General features: G+C 68.6%; 9 protein-coding genes. 7 read left to right on the forward strand and 2 right to left on the reverse strand.

Annotated features, from left to right (window positions below; translation table 11 throughout):
• Positions 1–82 precede the first annotated feature (82 nt).
• On the reverse strand, positions 83–4,945 hold the full coding sequence (gdhB, locus tag HMPREF2581_RS27575; protein ID WP_003138545.1) for an NAD-glutamate dehydrogenase GdhB: 4,863 nt from the start codon (positions 4,943–4,945) through the stop codon (positions 83–85).
• A 273-nt stretch (positions 4,946–5,218) separates the two neighbouring features.
• Positions 5,219–5,989 (reverse strand): hypothetical protein, encoded by a 771-nt coding sequence (locus HMPREF2581_RS27580; RefSeq protein WP_015502651.1) that lies wholly within the window; start codon positions 5,987–5,989, stop codon positions 5,219–5,221.
• Between the two features lie 339 nt (positions 5,990–6,328).
• Here HMPREF2581_RS27580 and HMPREF2581_RS27585 point away from each other — a divergent pair, with 339 nt between their 5' ends.
• From HMPREF2581_RS27585 to HMPREF2581_RS27615, 7 genes are read left to right on the forward strand one after another with little or no spacing between them, the layout of a single operon-like run.
• Positions 6,329–7,309 carry an AAA family ATPase gene (locus HMPREF2581_RS27585; RefSeq protein ID WP_003091294.1) on the forward strand — a complete coding sequence of 327 codons (981 nt, stop codon included), beginning with the start codon at positions 6,329–6,331 and terminating at the stop codon, positions 7,307–7,309.
• Between the two features lie 10 nt (positions 7,310–7,319).
• Positions 7,320–8,258: a DUF58 domain-containing protein gene (locus HMPREF2581_RS27590; RefSeq protein ID WP_003138541.1), complete on the forward strand. Its 939-nt coding sequence runs from the start codon at positions 7,320–7,322 to the stop codon at positions 8,256–8,258.
• Positions 8,255–8,749, forward strand: a complete 495-nt coding sequence (locus tag HMPREF2581_RS27595) for a DUF4381 domain-containing protein (RefSeq protein WP_003091296.1) — start codon at positions 8,255–8,257, stop codon at positions 8,747–8,749. Before HMPREF2581_RS27590 ends, HMPREF2581_RS27595 begins: the two co-directional genes overlap by 4 nt.
• The gene (locus tag HMPREF2581_RS27600; protein WP_003091297.1) at positions 8,742–9,764 is read left to right on the forward strand and encodes a vWA domain-containing protein; all 1,023 of its coding nucleotides are present in this window, start codon (positions 8,742–8,744) and stop codon (positions 9,762–9,764) included. The genes HMPREF2581_RS27595 and HMPREF2581_RS27600 overlap by 8 nt, the downstream gene beginning before the upstream one ends.
• A complete protein-coding gene (locus HMPREF2581_RS27605; RefSeq protein ID WP_003138538.1) occupies positions 9,761–11,521 on the forward strand; it encodes a VWA domain-containing protein in 1,761 nt (586 codons plus the stop codon). The genes HMPREF2581_RS27600 and HMPREF2581_RS27605 overlap by 4 nt, the downstream gene beginning before the upstream one ends.
• Entirely contained in the window at positions 11,518–13,149 is a 1,632-nt protein-coding gene (locus tag HMPREF2581_RS27610) for a BatD family protein (protein ID WP_003113945.1), read from the forward strand. The genes HMPREF2581_RS27605 and HMPREF2581_RS27610 overlap by 4 nt, the downstream gene beginning before the upstream one ends.
• Before the next feature lie 53 nt (positions 13,150–13,202).
• The gene (locus tag HMPREF2581_RS27615) at positions 13,203–14,282 is read left to right on the forward strand and encodes an alpha/beta hydrolase fold domain-containing protein (protein WP_003112115.1); all 1,080 of its coding nucleotides are present in this window, start codon (positions 13,203–13,205) and stop codon (positions 14,280–14,282) included.
• The last annotated feature ends 3 nt before the right edge of the window (positions 14,283–14,285 follow it).

Consider the following 14,285-nt stretch of genomic DNA (forward strand, 5'->3'; position numbering starts at 1 on the left):
AAACACCGCAGGTTTTCGCCGCGCCAGAATGAAAGAGCCCCGCACTCAGGCGGGGCTCTTGCTTGCCGTCAGTCCGCTCGCATCAGGGGATGCAGACACCGTGCTGGCTGCTCTGCGCCAGGTCCATCAGCTCGCGGTTGGCCACGGCGTACATGGCGTAGTCGGTACCCGACGCGGCACGCAGTTCGACCAGCATCGCCCGCCAGCGCTCGACCAGCGGCAGGTGTTGTTCCAGCCACAGGCCGACGCGAGCCTCGACCTCCTTCGGTCCGTCCTGCATCTGCAACACCGAGACGGTGATCGCCCGCTGCTGCCAGTCGAGGTCGTCGCGGAACGCCTCGCGGGCCAGCGCCTGCCAGTTGTTCTCCACCGGCAGGTTGGTGATCTGTTGCAGGTACCAGGTAAGGTCCAGCGCGCTGCCCACGGCGAAATAGGCCTTGGCCACTTCCGCGGTGTCCTGGCCGGTCACGTCGGACGCCTCGATGATCGGCAGCAGCGTATACAGGTGGCTGGTGCCGGCCACCATGCGTGCCAGCAGTTCCGGTACGCCGGCGTCGACGTAGGTCTGGTAGCGCGCCTGCCACAGCTCGCGGGTCGGCCCTTCGAGCAGCTCGTTGAGCTTCAGGCCGAGGGCGGCGATGCGCGGGCCGAAGTGGGCCACGTCGCGCGCCGCGTCCAGCTCGTTGCGGCGGCTGCGGAGGAACCAGCGGGTGGCGCGGCGACCGAGACGCATCAGTTCGTCCATCAGGGTCAGCTGGATATCAGCGGGCACCTGGTAGTCGAGGTTCTCGATCTGGCGGAACCAGTGCGGCAGGTGGAACACGTCGCGAACGATCACGTAGGCCCCGGCGACGTTGGCCGCGCTCATGCCGGTGGACTCCTTCAGGCGCTGCACGAAGGTGATGCCCATGTGGTTGACCAGGTCGTTGGCGATCTGCGTGCTGACGATCTCGCGCTTCAGGCGATGGCGGCGCATGGCGTCGCCGAACTTCTCCGCCAGCAATGCCGGGAAGGCGGTCTCCATGTCGCGGGTCAGGTAGTCGTCGTCCGGCACCAGCGATTTCAGCAGCGATTCCTTGAGGTCGATCTTGCTGTAGGAGATCAGCACCGACAGCTCGGCGCGGGTCAGCCCCTGGCCGGCACTGATGCGTTCCGCCAGTTCCTCGTCGGAAGGCAGGAACTCCAGGGCGCGATCGAGCTTGCCGCGCGCCTCGAGGTCGCCCATCAGCCGCTTGTATTCGGCGATCCGCTCGCGGGCGCGGCGTTGCGCCAGGGACAGCGCCTGGGTCTGCTTGTAGTTGTTGCCCAGCACCAGGGCGCCGACCGCGTCGGTCATCTTCACCAGCAGCGCGTTGCGCTGCTTCTCGGTCATGTCGCCGGCCTGCACCACTTCGTTGAGCAGGATCTTGATGTTGACCTCATGGTCGGAGCAGTCCACGCCACCGACGTTGTCGATGAAATCGGTGTTGTTGGCACCGCCGTGCAGGCCGAACTCGACCCGCGCCAGTTGGGTCATGCCCAGGTTGCCGCCCTCGCCCACCACCTTCGCGCGCAGCTCGCGGCCGTCGACGCGCAGACCGTCGTTGGCCTTGTCGCCGACATCGGCGTGGGTTTCCTTGCTCGACTTCACGTAGGTGCCGATACCGCCGTTCCAGAGCAGGTCGACCGGCGCCTTGAGCAGCGCGTGGATCAGCTCGGTGGGCGCCAGCCTGTCGGCCTGGATGTCGAAGCGCGCCTGCATTTCCGGGGTGATGGCGATGCTCTTGGCGCTGCGCAGGAAGATCCCGCCGCCGGCGGAGATCAGCTTGGCGTCGTAGTCGGCCCAGCTCGAACGCGGCAGGTTGAACAGGCGCTGGCGCTCGACGAAGCTGCTGGCGGCGTCCGGGTTCGGGTCGATGAAGATATGCATGTGGTTGAAGGCGGCCACCAGTTGCAGCTTGTCCGACATCAGCAGGCCGTTGCCGAACACGTCGCCGGCCATGTCGCCGATGCCGATGACGCTGATGTTGTCCTTCTGCACGTCGATGCCGCGTTCGCGGAAGTGCCGTTGCACGCTGACCCAGGCGCCCTTGGCGGTAATCCCCATGCCCTTGTGGTCGTAGCCGGCGGAGCCGCCCGAGGCGAAGGCGTCGCCGAGCCAGAAACCGTACTCGGCGGCGATGCCGTTGGCGATGTCGGAGAAGGTCGCCGTGCCCTTGTCCGCGGCGACCACCAGGTAGGGATCGTCCTCGTCGTGGCGGACCACGTTGGCCGGCGGCACCACTTCGCCTTCCTTGAGGTTGTCGGTGATGTCGAGCAGGCCGGAAATGAAGATCCGGTAGCAGGCGATCGCCTCGGCCTGGATCTCGTCGCGGCTACCGCCAAGCGGCAGGCGGCGCGGGACGAAGCCGCCCTTGGCGCCGACCGGCACGATCACCGCGTTCTTCACCTGCTGGGCCTTGACCAGGCCGAGCACCTCGGTGCGGAAGTCTTCCTCGCGGTCCGACCAGCGCAAGCCGCCGCGAGCCACCTTGCCGCCGCGCAGGTGCACGCCCTCGACGCGCGGCGAGTAGACGAAGATCTCGTACTTGGGCACCGGCCTGGGCAGCTCCGGGATGGCCTTCGGGTTGAACTTGAAGCTGAAGTAGCTCTTGTTCTGGCCGTTGCCGTCGGGCTGGTAGAAGTTGGTCCGCAGGGTTGCCTTGATCAGGTCGAGGTAGCGCCGCAGGATGCGGTCCTCGTTGAGCACCTGGACTTCGTCGAGGGCACCGAGGATCGCCTGCTCCAGCTTCTGTTGCTTGTCTTCCAGGTCTTCCGCGGTGAGTTTGCGCGCCAGGTAGAAGCGGGTCTTGAACAGCCGCACCAGCTCGCGGGCGATGTCGGTGTGGGCATTCAGCGCACTGGCGATGTAGCCGAGGTCGAAGCCCAGGCGGATCTGCTTCAGGTAACGCGCGTAGGCACGCAGCAGGGCGACGTCGCGCCACGGCAGGTTGGCGGTCAGCACCAGGCGGTTGAAGGCGTCGTTCTCGGCGTCGCCGCTGACGATGTGGACGAAGGCGTCCTGGAGGATCTCGTTGAGCTGCTGGATGTCCACGTCCAGCCCTTCGGCGTAGGTGAAGGCGAAGTCGTGGATCCAGTATTCGCGGCCGTTCTGGTGGCGCAGGCGGTAGGGGAATTCGCCGAGCACGCGCAGGCCGAGGTTCTCCAGGATCGGCAGGACGTCGGACAGGGCCAGCGGGGTGTCGGCGTGGTACAGCTTGCAGTGCAGTTGCTGCTCGCCCTGCGCCAGCGGCTGGTAGAAGCTCATCACCAGCGGGCGCTGCTCGGACAGGCTGAGCAGGTGCTGCAGGTCGACCACCGCGAAGTGCGGGGCGAAGCGCTCGCGATAGCCGGCCGGGAAGCCTTTCGGGAAGTCGGCCAGGACGTTGGTGCCCTTGGCCTCGCCGAGGTTTTCCACCACCAGGCTGCTGTAGTCGTCCTGCCAGGAACGGCAGGCCTGGATCACTTCTTCCTCCAGGCGCGCCGGGTCGATGTCGATGCGCGACTTCGGGTCGACGCGGAGGATGAACTGCACGCGGGCCAGCACCGACTCGGAGAAGAAAGTCCAGAACTCGCAGTCGCTGGCTTGCAGGCGCTCCATCAGGACCTGCTGGATCTTCAGGCGCGTCTCGGTGGAATACACGTCGCGCGGCACGTAGGCCAGGCAGTAGCAGAAGCGACCGTAGGGGTCCTTGCGCAGGAACACGCGGATCTTGTTGCGCTCCTGGATGCGGACGATCGCCAGGGCGGTGCTGAACAGCTCGTCCACCGGGGTCTGGAACAGGTCGTCGCGCGGCAGTACTTCCAGCACCTGGGCCAGTTCCTTGCCGAGGTGGGCCTTGGTGTCGAAACCGGAGCGCCGCATCACTTCGGCGACCTTGCCGCGGATGAAGGGAATGTCGTTGACGCTCTCGTTGTACACCGAGGAGGTGAACAGGCCCATGAAGCGGCACTCGCGGATCACCCGGCCCTTGCCGTCCAGCTCGCGGATCGACACGTAGTCCGGGTAGGCCGGGCGGTGCACGCGGCTCGGATGGGCAGCCTTGGCGAAGGACAGCAGGACCGGTTCGCGCAGGTAGGCGACGGCATAGTCCTCGATGTGCAGGTCATCCTTGCTCAGGCCGGCACGCAGCAGACGGGTCAGGCCGAGGAAGGATTTCTCGTCGTAGACCATGCGCCCGCCGTCGGCCTCGTCGGCGACGCTGAATTCCTCGTAGCCGAGGAAGGTGAAGTGGTTGTCCAGCAGCCATTCGAGATAGCTGCGCACTTCCTTCAGTTCCTCCGCCGGCACCTTCAGCTTGGCCTTGCCAAGCCAGGTCAGCAGTTCGCGGGCCTTGGCCTTCATCGGTTCGAAGTCGGCGACGGTCACGCGTACTTCACCGAGCACTTCCAGGATGGCCTTCTCCAGCGCCCGCAGTTCGCCGGCGTGGGCGCAACGGTCGATCTCCAGGTACATCAGCGATTCCTGGCTGACGTCCTTGCCTTGGCTACCCTTGGGCAGGATTTCCTTCAGCTCGCCCTTGGCCGAGCGGCGCACGCTGAGGACGTTGGTCTGCAGGGTATGGATGCTGTAGCCGCGACGGTTCAGTTCCATGCGCACCGAGTCGACCAGGAACGGCAGGTCCGGGTGCAGCACTTCCACCGCGGTGTGGGTGGATTGCCAGCCGTGCTTCTCGTAGTCGGGGTTGTATACGCGGACTTCGGGCTGGTCGCGGTCGAAGCGCTCCAGCAGGCGCCAGGCGGAAAGGGTGCAACCGACCAGGTCGGAAAGCCGACGCTGGGTCAGTTCATCGAGGGAGATCAGGCTGAAGAACTGTTCGGCGAACAGCGTGACTTGTGGTAACGCCTTGTCGCCGAGGTGCTGCGCCAGTGCCGTCTGCAGTTGATGCTGGAAATCGGCTTTGCTGGCCGCGGTGAAGAACGCCATGGTTGTACTCCGCTTGGCTTGTTATTTCATGGAGGCGAGCGGTTCGCGGGAAAGGTCGCGAGCAACGCACCTTCGGACCGACCCTCGCTGCGTCCATGAAGTTCAGCAGAAGCTGAGCATTAATCCAGGCAGGCAGGCGCACAGCAAAGGCTGACCGGGAACCGCCCTTTTTCGGCGAGCGACCCGCCGGTCATATCCGACAGAGCTTAACGAGCCGGCAAGGCAAAACACTTACCGTGCTGCGACATATTCGTTCACCCCGGGAGCATCGGCTCACTGCACCGGCAGGAAATGCATGAACAGCAGTCCCTGGGCGTAGTTCACGCTGATCCGCCGGTAGCGTTCGCCGAGCACCTCGGCGAGCAGGTCCAGGCGCGCGACGATCTTGGCGAACTCGCGGGCGTAGCTGAGGTTGCTGGCGTCGTCGGTGAGGGCGTTGGAAAGCAGCAACGGGGCGCCCTTGTCGTCTTTGCGGGTAGCCAGCATCCAGGTGGCGACCTCGACGTTGCGCGCGGCGTTGTAGACGTACTGCGCGTCGATCCCCTGGTAGACGTAGAACTCGGTACGCCCGCCATGGGCGGTGATCAGCATGCTGGCCAGGGAATAGATGAAGGCGCCGACGCGGTCGCCCCTGAACGCCGGATCGAGGGAATAGGACAGCGCGGCGATGTCGCGGCGGCCGCCCAGGTCGCTGAGTTCGCGGTTCTGCTCGATGGCCCGGCGGATCGCCAGCTCGGCGTCGGCCTGGCTCGGCAGGCCGGTCTTCTTCCATTCGGCGGGATTGCGCTTGTACAGCTTCCAGAGCAACTGGTAGAGGCTTTGCAGGTTGTCGCGCATGGCCAGGGTGGCCATGCGATCGGCATCGGTCTGGAGGAATTCGCCGGCGCGCATCGAACCCTGGCTGGTGTCCTCGCCGGCGGCGTTGCGCGGCGCGTTCGAACATCCGCTGGCGAGCGCGCCGAGCAGCAACAGCAGCCCGCCGACCCAGCGCCGCCACCCACGCCGGGCGCGGCCCTCCCCCTTGCGCCGGGCAACCCCCGGCAATGTCGCTCCTGACAAACGCTCTGTCCATTCGCTGTTCGCATCGCGGAAACCGACCCGCCTGAGCCGGCGAAGTTCCCCGGGCGCGTCGATCCGCCGCGCTTCGCGAGGCAGGTCACGGCGAGAGGCGGAGGCTTTTCACCGGCATACCCGCGCGGGTTCACGAATAGGCGCGGCACGAGCGTCGGAGAGTACGCTAGGCAGTCGCCGTGCGCTAACATGTGCGGGATCGGGGGGCGTCATCCGCCGCAGAGCGGAGCCTTCTCCCCGCCCGCGCGCGCCGGCCTCGCCGTGCGCCACCGAGCGACACCCCAGCAGGCCTTGGAACCGGTAGTCCAGACAATGAGCAACGAGCCAGAAAGCACGCAGCACAAGAGCGCCCTGCAGGGACTGAAGGGCTACCTGTCGAGCCAGATCCTCGGCCAGGAAAAACTCGTCGACCGCCTGCTGATCGCGCTGCTAGCCGACGGCCACCTGCTGGTGGAAGGCGCGCCGGGACTGGCCAAGACCAAGGCCATCAAGGACCTCGCCGAAGGCCTCGAAGCCGAGTTCCACCGTATCCAGTTCACTCCCGACCTGCTCCCCGCCGACATCACCGGCACCGAGATCTACCGTCCGGAGACCGGCACCTTCGTGTTCCAGCAAGGCCCGATCTTCCATCACCTGGTGCTGGCCGACGAGATCAACCGCGCCCCGGCCAAGGTGCAGTCGGCGCTGCTCGAAGCCATGGCCGAGCGCCAGGTTTCGGTCGGCCGCAGCACCTACGACCTGCCACAGCTGTTCCTGGTGATGGCGACACAGAACCCGATCGAGCAGGAAGGTACCTACCCGTTGCCGGAAGCCCAGCTCGACCGCTTCCTCATGCACGTCAAGATCGGCTACCCGGAGGCCTCGGTGGAACGCCGCATCCTCCAGCAGGCGCGTGGCGAGGCACTGAACGGCGAGGCCCGGCCGGAGCGCCGGGTGACCCAGGAAACCATCTTCGCCGCGCGCCAGGAAATCCTCGGCCTGTACATGGCCGACGCGGTGGAGGAATACCTGGTGCAACTGATCATGGCCACCCGCACCCCGGCCAAGCACGACGCGGAACTCGCCGAATGGATCTCCTACGGCGCCAGCCCGCGCGGCTCCATCGCCCTCGACCGCTGCGCGCGCGCCCACGCCTGGCTGGGCGGACGCGACTTCGTCAGCCCCGAGGACATCCAGGCGGTGCTGTTCGACGTGCTGCGCCATCGCCTGATCCTGACCTTCGAGGCGGAAGCCGCCGGCATCGACCAGGACCGGGTCGTGCAGCGCATCCTCGACGTGGTCGCCGTGGCCTGAGGCCGCCGCCATGCTGAGCGCCGCCCCGGGCGTCGAACTGGGCCTCGACGAGCTTCTGGAAATGCGCCACCGGCTCCACGAAGCGCGCCTGTTCTCCTCGCAGAACCGCCGCAGCCCGCTGGTCGGCCTGCATCACTCGCGCCTGCGCGGACGCGGCGTGGACTTCGACCAGGTGCGCATCTACCAGCCCGGCGACGACGTACGGACCATCGACTGGCGCGTCACCGCGCGCACCCGCGAGCCGCACACCAAGCTGTTCCACGAGGAACGCGAGCGACCGGTGTTCGTCCTGGTCGAACAGAGCCAGCGCCTGTTCTTCGGCTCCGGCCTGTGCTTCAAGGCGGTGCTGGCGGCACGCGCGGCGGCCTTCATCGGCTGGTCGGCGCTGGCCCACAACGACCGTATCGGCGGCCTGGTATTCAGCGACCGCGACTGCCACGAAATCAAGCCGCGACGCAGCAAGCACAGCCTGCTACAACTGTTCAACCAGCTATTGCGGGCCAATCGCGAGCTGCGCGAGACGCCGGCCGAGCGACCTGGCGAACTGTTCGGCCTGGCCCTGCGCCGCGCCCGCGAAGTGCTGCGCCCGGGCAGCCTGATCCTGGTGCTGTGCGACGAGCGCACCCTCAATGACGTCGCCGAGCAGCAACTCAGCCTGATCGCACGCCATACCGACCTGGTGCTGCTACCGCTGTCCGACCCGCTCGACCATGCCCTCCCCGCCGCCGGACTGCTGCGCTTCCGCGAAGGCGCCGCCGACCTCGAGCTGGACACCCACGCCAACGAGCTGCGCCAGGCCTATCGCGAGCTGGCCGAGGCGCGCCGCGCGCGCTGGCAGCGGCTGGCCCAGCGACTGGGCGTGCCGCTGCTGCCGCTGTCGACCCAGGAAGACCTGGTGGAGCAGTTGCGGGACCTGCTGGAACAACACCAGCCGGGATATCGCGCATGAATCCGCTCGACCGGCTGGAACCGCTGATCGCCCCCCCGCCCATCGGCTGGTGGCCGCCGGCGCCCGGCTGGTGGTTGCTGGCCGCCCTGCTGCCGTTGCTCGGTTGGGGGCTCTGGCGACTGCGCCGGCACCTGCCGCGGCGCACCATCGCCACCCGCGGCGAAGCGCCGCTGGATCCGCTGCGCGAAGCGGCCCTGGCCGAACTGGCCGCGCTTGCCAAGCCCTACGGCAGGGCTTCCGCCGGGCCCTGGCTGCAGGCCATCAACGGCCTGCTCAAGCGGGTCTGCAGGGCGCGCTGGCCAGATAGCGGCAGCCACGCCCTCAGCGGCCGCGCCTGGCTGGCGTTCCTCGACAACCGTTGCCCGGCCGCCGGCCTGACCCGCTGGATGATCCTGGTGGAAGGCGGCTACCGTGCCGACTGCACCCTCGACGACAAGGCCGTGGACGGCCTCGACGCCGCCGTCGCCACCTGGATTCGCAAGCATGTTTGAGTTCGCCTGGCCCTGGGTCTTCGCCCTCGCCCCGTTGCCCTGGCTGCTGCGCCTGGTGCTGCCGGCCGCCGACAGCGGCGAGGCGGCGCTCAAGGTGAGCTTCCTCGACGAACTCGAAAGCCTCGCCGGACGCCGTGCCCGCGCACGCCTGCCGGCCTGGCGGCAGCAGGTGCGCTTCGCCCTGCTCTGGTTCCTCCTGCTGCTCGCCGCGGCCCGCCCGCAGTGGGTCGGCGAACCCCTGCCGCTACCCGCCAGCGGCCGTGACCTGCTGCTCGCGGTGGATGTCTCCGGCTCCATGGACTACCGCGACATGCGCTGGCAGGACGACGAGATCAGCCGCCTGGAACTGATCAAGAAACTCTTCGGCGACTTCATCGAAGACCGTCGTGGCGACCGCGTCGGCCTGATCCTGTTCGGCAGCCAGGCCTACCTGCAGGCGCCGCTGACCTTCGACCGGCACACCGTGCGGGTCTGGCTGGACGAGGCGCAGATCGGCATCGCCGGCAAGAACACCGCGATCGGCGACGCCATCGGCCTGGCGGTCAAGCGCCTGCGCCAGCGGCCCGCGGAAAGCCGGGTGCTGGTGCTGATCACCGACGGCGCCAACACCGGCGGACAGATAGCCCCGCAGATCGCCGCGCAACTGGCCGCCGAGCAACAGGTGAAGATCTACACCATCGGCGTCGGCGCCGACCCGCAGCAGGGCGGCGTGCCCGGCCTGTTCGGCTTCAACCCGGGGCTCGATCTCGACGAGCCGACCCTGCGCGGTATCGCCGAGATCACTGGCGGCGAATACTTCCGCGCGCGATCCAGCGCCGAGCTGGAAAGCATTTCCGCGACCCTCGACCGCCTCGAACCGGTCGCCCAGCAGACTACCCGGGCGCGCCCGGCCCTGGCGCTGTACAGTTGGCCGCTGGCCGCCGCCCTCGGCCTGAGCGTGCTGCTGGTGGCGCTGGAACTCTGGCCACGGGAAAACCGGACCTGGCCGCGCCGCCGTTCCGGGAGGCAACCATGAACCTGTTGCTGGACGCCTGGCCGCACTGGCTGCGCCCCTACTGGCTGCTGCTGGCGCCGCTGCTTGGCTGGTTGCTGTGGAAGCTGCTGCATCGCCAGCGTCGTGCCGGACGCTGGCAATTGCTGCTGCCGACGGCCTTCCAGCCCTGGCTGCTGGTCGGCGGCGCCGGGCGGCAGAACCGCATGCCCTGGATCTGCCTCGGCATCGCCTGGCTGCTGGCCCTGCTGGCCTTGCTCGGGCCCAGTTGGCAGCAACTGGAACAGCCCTCGATGAAGCGTAGCGACCCGCTGGTGGCGATCCTCCAGCTGACTCCCGGGATGCTTGCCGGCGACCTGTCGCCGACCCGCCTGGAGCAGGCCCGGCGCAAGCTGCTCGACCTGCTTCGCACGCGCAACGACGCGCAGACCGCGATCGTCGTCTACGCCGGCAGCGCGCATACCCTGGTGCCGCTGTCGGACGACCAGCTCACCGCGCGCAACCTGCTCGACGCCCTGAAACCTTCGATCATGCCCGAGCCCGGCCAGCGCGCCGACCTCGCCGTGCGCCAGGCCCTCGACCTGCTGGAACAGGGCGCCCAGGGCCGCGGCCGCCTGCTGCTGCTGACCAGCGGGCTGAGCGAACCCGAGCGCCAGGGCATCCGCAGCGCCCTCGAGCACCGGGCGGCGCGCCTCGCCGTGCTCGGCGTCGGCACGCCGAAGGGCGCTCCGGTGCAGCAGGAGGATGGCAGCTTCCTCAAGGACGATCAGGGCGGCATCCTCCTGCCCAGGCTCGACGAAAGCGGGCTGCGCCGCTTCGCCGCGGAGATCGGCGCCGGCTACCAGCGCCTGCGGCCGAACGACCGCGACCTCGACAGCCTCGGCCTGCTGGCCCGCGGCGGCACGCTGGAGGAAGACCGCGAGAACGCCCTGCTGCGCCTGCAGCGCTGGGCCGACCAGGGTTACTGGCTGCTCCTGCCGCTGCTCCTGCTGGCCGCCTGTGCCGGACGGCGCGGCTGGCTGTTCTGCCTGCCGCTGTTGATGCTGAGCCTGCCGCAACCGGCCATGGCCTTCCAGTTCGAAGACCTCTGGCTGCGTCCGGACCAGCAAGGCCAGCGCCTGTTGCAACGAGGCCAGGCGGACGAGGCGGCGAAGCGCTTCGAGGACTTCCGCTGGAAAGGCCTGTCGCTCTACCAGGCCCGCGACTACGCCGCCGCTGCCCAGGCCTTCGCCCAGGGCGACCAGGCCGACGATCACTACAACCGTGGCAACGCCCTGGCCCGCCAGGGCGAACTGGAAGCCGCCGTCGACGCCTACGAACAAGCCCTGGAGCGCCAGCCGCAACTGGTCGCCGCGCAACGCAACAAGGCCCTGGTCGAGGAACTGCTGCGCCAGCGCCAGGAACAGGCGGCGCAGCAGCAGGCCGGCGAGAACAAGGAACAGCGCCAGGAAGCGAGCCAGCAGAGCCCGCCATCCGGAAGCAGCCAGCGGCCGCCGCGCGATGCGGCGACCGTCGATGCGCAGAAGGCCCAGGCCGCGGCGCCCTCGACCAGCCTGCCGGAAGACGAAGGCGAGAAGACCGCCGGAGCACCCGGCCAAGCGCAGCCGCAGCCCGACGCCGAGGACGAGCGGACGGGCGACGAGGAAGCCGACGACGGACTCGACGACGAACGTCGCCAGGCCCTCGAGCAATGGCTGCGACAGATTCCCGACGATCCCGCCGAGTTGCTGCGGCGCAAGTTCTGGTACCAACAGCAGCAACGCCAGGAAGCCACGCCATGATCCGCCTGTTCTGCAGCCTGCTTCTCGCGCTCCTCTGCGTCTCCGCCCACGCCAGCTTCAGCGCCAGCGTCGACCGCGCCCGCCTGACCGAAGGGGAAAGCGTCGAACTGACGCTGGAATCGGACGACCCGACCCTCTTCGGCAAGCCCGACCTGAGCCCGCTGGACGCCCTCTTCGAGGTCCTCGGCACGCGCCAGGTCAACCGTCTCGCCACGCAGAACGGCCGGGCCCAGGCCACCACCCGCTGGATCGTCACCCTCCTGCCGAAGCAGAGCGGCTACGTGGCGATCCCGCCGATCAGCCTCGGCGCCAGCAGCACCCAGCCGATCAGGCTGCACGTACTGGAGGCGCGCGACCGCGCCAAGAGCAGCAAGCTGGCGCCGGTCTTCATCGATGCCAGCGTCGACCAGGAGACGGTCTACGTGCAGGCCCAGGCGATCCTCACCCTGCGCATCTACCACTCGGTGTCGCTATACGACGACAGCAGCCTGACCCCGCTGGCGATGAACGACGCGAAGGTCGAACAGCTCGGCGAGGCGCGTACCTACGAGAAGGAGATCAACGGCATCCGCCACGGCGTGATCGAGGTGCGCTACGCGATCTTCCCGCAGAAGAGCGGCACCCTGGAGATTCCTGCGCAAGCCTTCAGCGCGACCCTGGTCGACCGTGGCAGCGACGACTACAACCCCTTCGGCCCGCGCCCCGGCCGGCAGATGCGGGTGACTTCGCCGAGCATCCCGCTGCAGGTCCGGCCCAAGCCTGCCGACTATCCGGCCGACGCGCCCTGGATGCCGGCCCGCGCGCTGAGCATCAGCGAAAGCTGGAGCCCGCAGCCGGAGCAGGCGCAGGTCGGCGAATCGCTGACGCGCAATGTGCTGCTGAAGGTCGAGGGGCTTTCCGGCACCCAGCTTCCGCCGTTGCCGCTGCCCGACGTGCAAGGCCTGCGGCGCTACCCGGACCAACCGCAGTTGGCCGACCAGAGCACCGACCAGGGCCTCATCGGCAGTCGCGAGGAACGCGAGGCGCTGGTGCCCGAGCAGGCCGGGCGCATCGAGTTGCCGGCGCTCGAAGTGGTCTGGTGGAACACCCGCGAAGACCGCCTGGAGCGCACCAGCCTGCCACCGCGCACCCTGGAAGTGGCCGCCGCGCCGCAGGCCGAGGCGGAGCCGCCGGCGGCGGCGCTGCCGCTCGGCGAACGCCTGGAGCCGACGCTCTGGCCCTGGCAACTGGCTACCGCCGTGCTGGCCCTGACCACCCTGCTCGGCTTCGGCCTCTGGTGGCGCGCCCGCCAGCTGCCGGCGGTGATCCGCGCCGCAGCCAACGGCCCGAGCAGCCGCAGCCTGCTCGACGAGCTGCGCCGCGCCTGCCTGGCCAACGATCCCCAGGCGACCCGCCAGGCCCTGGACGCCTGGGCTCGTCAGCAACCCGATACCCTGGCCGACATGGCGGCCCGCTTCGTACCGCTGTCCGACGCCCTGGATGGCCTCAACGGCGCGCTGTACAGCGAGAGCGGCCATTCCTGGCAGGGCGAGGACCTGTGGCGGGCGATCCGCGCCCTGCCCACCACGGAACAAGCGCCGGCGGGAGCGGTCGACAATGGCGGCCTGCCACCGCTCTATCCGCGCTGAACGGCGCTATGGTTAGGACTGGCACGACATTCCGATTCCGCAAGAGGGCCCGCATGCGCTTCCGTACCCTGTACCTCGTCCTGTGCGGCCTGCTCCTGGGCCACGCCGCGACGGCCGCCGAACCGCCGACCGCGCCCACGCCGCCGACGCAGCCGGCCGAAGGGCCGGGCGGCGCGGCCTATCGCCATGCCAGCGTGCATCAGTGGCACTTCGGCGAAGGCGCTCGCGAATACTGGGTGTTCACCCCCGAGCAACCGGTCCCCGGCAACGCTCCGCTGGTGATCTTCCTGCACGGCTGGAGCGTGATGCAGCCGGACCTCTACCGCGCCTGGATCGACCATATCGTCCGCCGCGGCATGGTGGTGGTCTACCCGCGCTACCAGCCGGACCTGAAGACGCCCAACGCAGACTTCCTCGACAATGCCGCCGGCGCCCTCGGCGACGCCCTCAGGCGCCTGCAGGCCGGCGAGCTGGGGGTGCGCCCGCGGCTGAACCAGGTCGCCTACCTCGGCCACTCCGCCGGCGGACTGCTCGCCGCCAACCTGGCGGCCGCCAGCGAACGCCTGAAGCTGCCGGCGGCGAAGGCGCTGATGGTGGTCGAGCCCGGCAAGAGCCAGGGCAAGCGCTGGGACGGCGTGGCCCAGGAACGCCTGTCGGGGCTGGCCAAGGGTACCCTGCTGCTGGCGGTCTGCGGCGACGAGGACAGCCACGTGGCCTGCACCGACGCCAAGCGCATCTACCGCCAGAGCCGGCACATTCCGCCCAGCGACAAGAACCTCCTGCTGCTGCGCAGCGATCGCCACGGCGCTCCGCCGCTGCTGGCCAACCACGCGGCGCCCACCGCGCCGGTATTCGGCCCGCAGTATCCGAAGGAAGAAGACAGCGACTGGTTGCTCGACCGCGTCGAGAAGCGCCTCGAAGTCCAGCAGGCCGAAGGCCGCTATACCGGCCACGACCCGCTGGTGATCGACGCCCTCGACTGGTACGGCACCTGGAAGCTGTTCGATGGCCTCACCGACGCGGCGTTCTACAACCGCAACCGCCAGTACGCCCTGGGCGCTACGCCGGAGCAGACCGGCATGGGCCAGTGGAGCGACGGCACCCCGGTGAAGCCAATCAAGGTGCTCAAGTAGCCA

It is taken from the genome of Pseudomonas sp. HMSC057H01 (assembly GCF_001836405.1).
Classification (GTDB): Bacteria; Pseudomonadota; Gammaproteobacteria; order Pseudomonadales; family Pseudomonadaceae; genus Pseudomonas; species Pseudomonas aeruginosa.

Coding starts and splice junctions, on each gene's coding strand:
- gdhB (WP_003138545.1), bottom strand. CDS start 4,945: ATGGCGTTCTTCACCGCGGCCAGCAAAGCCGATTTCCAGCATCAACTG.
- HMPREF2581_RS27585 (WP_003091294.1), top strand. CDS start 6,329: ATGAGCAACGAGCCAGAAAGCACGCAGCACAAGAGCGCCCTGCAGGGA.
- HMPREF2581_RS27590 (WP_003138541.1), top strand. CDS start 7,320: ATGCTGAGCGCCGCCCCGGGCGTCGAACTGGGCCTCGACGAGCTTCTG.
- HMPREF2581_RS27595 (WP_003091296.1), top strand. CDS start 8,255: ATGAATCCGCTCGACCGGCTGGAACCGCTGATCGCCCCCCCGCCCATC.
- HMPREF2581_RS27600 (WP_003091297.1), top strand. CDS start 8,742: ATGTTTGAGTTCGCCTGGCCCTGGGTCTTCGCCCTCGCCCCGTTGCCC.
- HMPREF2581_RS27605 (WP_003138538.1), top strand. CDS start 9,761: ATGAACCTGTTGCTGGACGCCTGGCCGCACTGGCTGCGCCCCTACTGG.
- HMPREF2581_RS27610 (WP_003113945.1), top strand. CDS start 11,518: ATGATCCGCCTGTTCTGCAGCCTGCTTCTCGCGCTCCTCTGCGTCTCC.
- HMPREF2581_RS27615 (WP_003112115.1), top strand. CDS start 13,203: ATGCGCTTCCGTACCCTGTACCTCGTCCTGTGCGGCCTGCTCCTGGGC.